Genomic DNA, 3642 nt, shown 5'->3' on the forward strand with positions numbered 1-3642 from the left:
ACCGTCCGACGGTTGGTATTCGTTTTGCCTGGACAGGATGATTCAAACATTATTTTCATTGGAGCGGTATAAAGAAGCCGATGACTTGATCAATAACGGTCTTGAAAGATGGAATGACTTTGCCGATTACCATTGTTTAAAAGGCATGTTGCTGGATCATTTCGGATTTCGCGAAAACGCCAGACGTGAATTTGAACAATGCATTCAACTTGCCGATAAAGCGGAAAAAAAACAAAGCCGGTTCTGGCTCATCAGCCCCGACTACGGCAGGCTTATTCCCTATAAAAAACTGGCGGAGATCCATGGCTGTCGGCAAGACTTGCCGCAAACCGTCTACTATTTGAGCAAAGTTTTGCAGCAGAAACCCAAAGACACGGCATGTCTTTATCAAATATCGGAATTATTGGCGGCGCACGAAGATGGTCCATCTGTTGCCGGCTTCTTTGCCAAAATATATCCAACGCAAAACCCGCTACATGCCAAATTGCTGTTTCAGATTTTTACCCTGATCGGCCATGCGGATTTATCCGACCATTATTACAACCAATGTTTGCGAAACAATATGGAGCCCGAGCCGGCCGACTTGTTGCGCTACCATCTCCTGACCCGCAATCACGCAAAATATAATAAGCTGCTGCAACGGTACCCCGAACTTAAGAACAATGAAAATCTGATCGAGTATTTCCACATCGCGGCAATGGTTTGGCAAGACGAAAGTTACTTGCCAGCCCCAATGCCTGAAGCACAAAACAATGATGAAACTTCGTTTCATCTTTCCTTGCTCATTCATCTGTATCAGTTAAAGATGTTTGAACAATTCGACCAAATTTTAACGCAAGTATCCAGTCCGGCGCTTATTCACCAATTGGCCGATTACTTTTACGCCCACCACCAATCCGAATTGGCCGTAGATTACTACTTGTATTTGTTTGATCGCGGCGAATTGCAAGCGAACGGGCTGCGAAATATCGGAATTTTTTATGTGAATAGGGGCCAATTGGCTGAAGGATTGCATTTTCTGCGGGGCTGTCTGGAAATGAATCCGCAAGATTGCGCATTATACGGCATGATTCTATCCATCACGGATGATCAACAGCTTAAAGAACAGATCAAACAGCAATTTACGGAGCGATTTCCGGCAATCAAAAATTTGTCGTTCATGCAACAAGCCTAGTTATTCGTGCTTGTCCACAAAATAACCGGCGGTTTGTATATACGCGGCGTTATAGCGCCGTTTTGCCTGGCGCGTTTTTTGCATGTTCGAAAGGTTTTCTCCGGCTTGCCGACGGCATACGGTTAACTTGCCGATTAATTCCTGTTGCAAACGCAAGCAATGATCCGCAAGTTGTTTTGTTTCGTCTGAAAGCGGATGATAATCAGCCCGTCTGACTTCTTCCAATTCCATTTTGAGCTGTTCCTGGCGGCTTTGCAGATCGGCCAATCGCCCCAGTTCCGCTTCCTTGTCCAGATCCAGTTTCAGCATTTCGCAAATCGTGTCTTCCATCGCGCGCAGGCATTTGCTGATTCGTTCGTCTGTGCCCGTCATCCTGTCAACTTTCCGTTTCTCTTCACTTTCTTCAGCGCTTCCGCCCACGCATCCCTCAATTCCGTCATCAATTCTATGCAATCATGAAGGCTTTGCTGATTCATCTTCACATTTGCTTCGACCATTTTTTCACTGATGAAATGATACAATGCCGATAAATTGCGGGAAATTTCGTATTGCATATTCAGGGTACACAGCAGTTCGTCAATAATGTCCTGGGCTCTTTTGATATTGTAATTTTTTTGCTCATATTGCCTGAGTTGCATGCCGTTCAGCGCTTGCTTGGCAAACTTCAGATACCCGTTAAAAAGCATCAATGTCAAGTCGCCGGGTGAAGCGGTGGCAACTTGTGTTTTGGCGTAAACATCCTGCGCTTGCGTATTCATGACAATTACCTCTTTTCATCAATGATGGCGCCTTGTAACTGTATCAGGTTTGCAACGATGTCGAGGATTTTTTCCGGAGGAAACTCGGCAATGACCTCATTTGTTTCGGCATTCAAGACTTTGACGATAATATCGCCGAATGCCTTGTGCACGCTGTACTCGACTTTTTTGGGAACGCCGGTCAATATTTTATTTGCTTTGTCCACAGCTTTTTCCACGGCTTCTTCCAATTGTTCTTTCGATATGGCAGAGGGGAAGCCAAGCGACGGTTGCGCGGACAAAGTTTCCGCGGACAGCTGCTGCGGATTCGCAACAACCTTATCATGACCGGTTACCGGCCCAAAACTTCCGTTCGTTCCGCTTATAGCCGCCATTGTTGCCTGCATGTCTGATACCTCCTTACTGTATGCTCATAAGGTACATGGAAATGGAATTCGCTTTTTGTATCGCTTGTTCCATCGCGGTAAATTGCCGGTAATAGTAATCCTCCTTATCGTTCAATTTGACTTGCAGCAAATCTATATCGTTTTGCAAATCGTGCACCTGTTCTCCCAATTCGTTCGTTATGTCATCCGTTAGTCCGCCTACCAAGCCGGCTTTTTCGATTAAATCATTAATGCCGGATGTAATTTGGTCATACATCTGGAAGGCTATTCCTTTCTCTGCGGCAACAGGCGAGGCGCCGGGGAAATTGTTGAACAAATTGGCCACACCATCCGGGTCTGCCGCAAGCGCCGCCCGCAACTTGTCTTCATCGATCACCAATGTGCCGGCGTTTTGCGGGTTTTTGGCATCGTATGGCGCCGTTGTAATTCCGATTTTATACAAGGCGTCATAGCCGGAAGAAGCGTTTTGTATCGTAGCGCTTAACAGCGCCCTCAGATTGCGCGATATATTGGATAAAATGCTGTCGCCATGCAACAGCCCGCTTTTCGCCTTTTCTTCCCACAGCTTGATGTCTTCATCTTTCATTTCCGACTTTTGTTCATCCGTTAGCGGCGGATAATCTTTGAATTTCGGTTCATACCGCTTGCCGTCGATCGCTTTGACCGTTTCATTATACTTATCCACAAATCCTTTGATTTTGTCAAACATGGCGTCGGTATCCCGGCCTATCGAAATCGAAAGATTGGAAGCCGTTGCCGCCAAGTTGTACGTAACTCCGTTGACCGTCAGGCTGTTGGTGCTGCGAAAATATTGAACATTATCGATAGTGACGTCGGCGTCCGCGCCTGACACTACGTTCGTGTCCAGATTCATCGCCGCGATAAAGTTGCCGGCGGAGCCGTCTTGCAATTGCACTTTGGCCGCTGCCCCGGTCCCTTTGGTCGTAAAAGAAATCTTGTCGGAATAAACGTCATACGACATTGTGACCCCTGCTGCGGAGCTGTTTACTTTGTTGATCAGATCCTGCAAGGTGTCTGAACTTGAATAGGTGATTTTCTGCCCGTTTATATAAAAATCGCCGAAGGTAAGGGGCGTGGCGAATTTGGCCGCAATTGCTCCCAAGGTTACATCCGTCTTGATTTTATAAGATTGGCCGTCGGTAAAACCAAGCGCCGCTATGCCACCGTTGCCGGAAACGGCGCTCACGGTTACTTGCGGCAAGTTTCCCGCGCTGCCGACCGGATCAAATTGCAAAGCGGAGCCGTTTAAACCGACCGTTATTTTATTTGCACCAAAAGCAAGATCAATAGCCGATTGCAACTC

General features: G+C 46.7%; 5 protein-coding genes. 1 reads left to right on the plus strand and 4 read right to left on the minus strand.

Annotated features, from left to right (window positions below):
- A partial coding sequence (locus tag VF260_00720; protein ID HEX7055702.1) for a hypothetical protein occupies positions 1–1174 on the plus strand: 1174 nt, incomplete at its 5' end.
- Here VF260_00720 and VF260_00725 read toward each other — a convergent pair.
- From VF260_00725 to fliD, 4 genes are all read right to left on the minus strand, one after another.
- Positions 1175–1546, minus strand: coding sequence for a hypothetical protein (locus VF260_00725; GenBank protein HEX7055703.1), 372 nt, complete (start codon positions 1544–1546; stop codon positions 1175–1177).
- Positions 1543–1932 (minus strand): flagellar export chaperone FliS, encoded by a 390-nt coding sequence (fliS, locus tag VF260_00730; GenBank protein HEX7055704.1) that lies wholly within the window; start codon positions 1930–1932, stop codon positions 1543–1545. Before fliS ends, VF260_00725 begins: the two co-directional genes overlap by 4 nt.
- A gap of 5 nt (positions 1933–1937) precedes the next feature.
- Positions 1938–2318 carry a flagellar protein FlaG gene (locus tag VF260_00735; GenBank protein ID HEX7055705.1) on the minus strand — a complete coding sequence of 127 codons (381 nt, stop codon included), beginning with the start codon at positions 2316–2318 and terminating at the stop codon, positions 1938–1940.
- A gap of 13 nt (positions 2319–2331) precedes the next feature.
- The coding region (fliD, locus tag VF260_00740) for a flagellar filament capping protein FliD (GenBank protein ID HEX7055706.1) at positions 2332–3642 on the minus strand (1311 nt) is incomplete at its 5' end.

The sequence above is a fragment of the Bacilli bacterium genome (genome assembly GCA_036381315.1).
Classification (GTDB): Bacteria; Bacillota; Bacilli; order Paenibacillales; family KCTC-25726; genus DASVDB01.

Bases quoted from the DNA above. Each gene is read 5' to 3' on its own strand.
- VF260_00725 (HEX7055703.1), bottom strand. From the start codon at position 1,546: ATGACGGGCACAGACGAACGAATCAGCAAATGCCTGCGCGCGATGGAA.
- fliS (HEX7055704.1), bottom strand. From the start codon at position 1,932: ATGAATACGCAAGCGCAGGATGTTTACGCCAAAACACAAGTTGCCACC.
- VF260_00735 (HEX7055705.1), bottom strand. From the start codon at position 2,318: ATGCAGGCAACAATGGCGGCTATAAGCGGAACGAACGGAAGTTTTGGG.